The 590-nt window shown below is 59.8% G+C and carries 1 protein-coding gene and 1 pseudogene; one reads left to right on the top strand and one right to left on the bottom strand.

The window, feature by feature from the left end; translation table 11 throughout:
* Positions 1 to 3: 3 nt before the first annotated feature.
* A pseudogene (locus VQ042_RS25815) lies at positions 4 to 180 on the top strand (copper oxidase); the annotation flags it as partial.
* Positions 181 to 188: 8 nt separating this feature from the next.
* On the opposite strand, the gene VQ042_RS25810 reads toward VQ042_RS25815, so the two are convergent.
* On the bottom strand, positions 189 to 590 hold a 402-nt coding region (locus tag VQ042_RS25810; protein WP_442880263.1), incomplete at its 5' end, for an ISAzo13-like element transposase-related protein.

Genomic DNA, 590 nt, shown 5'->3' with positions numbered 1-590 from the left:
GGGATCACCGCCTGGTCGAAGACGTCGGCCATGGGGCTTCCGGAGGCGCCGATCATGGAGACGGCGGCCACGCAACCGCCGCTGATTCCGACGGCGGGGCCGGACTACAATCCCGTCGTGACCCTCAATGGCTGGTCGCTGCCCTTCCGCATGAACAACGACATCAAGGATATCCGCATCGATAACTGCTACTCTTCCGGCTGTCTTGGCTTGATCGTGTAGTTCCATTCGGGATGGAAGGCGTCGCCGGTGATGTCGAGGCCGGCGATCTTGGCATCGGATACTCTGAGACCCTTCTCGTAGATGCGCGTATCGAGCGCACACTCGACTTTGAGGCCGGTTTTGGTTGTCGTTGCGCCGATCAGTTCGACCACGGCGCGGCGATCGGTCAACGGGTGGCCGCGCCAGTTCTGGGTGATGTGACAGAACAGCCGATGTTCGATCCTGTTCCACTTCGACGTGCCCGGCGGATAATAATGAGTCCGCCCTGAATAATGGCTAAGCCGTTGAAGCGACGCACCCGGAAAGACGTTTGGACGTATGCGGTTTCGCCGTTTTTGGCTGGCTTGCTTGCAGGAACCAGACAAGCC

It is taken from the genome of Aurantimonas sp. A2-1-M11, assembly GCF_036549475.1.
Taxonomy (GTDB): Bacteria; Pseudomonadota; Alphaproteobacteria; order Rhizobiales; family Rhizobiaceae; genus Aurantimonas.
Note: the sequence above shows the minus strand (reverse complement) of the source record. Positions and strands in the feature narration are given on the sequence as shown.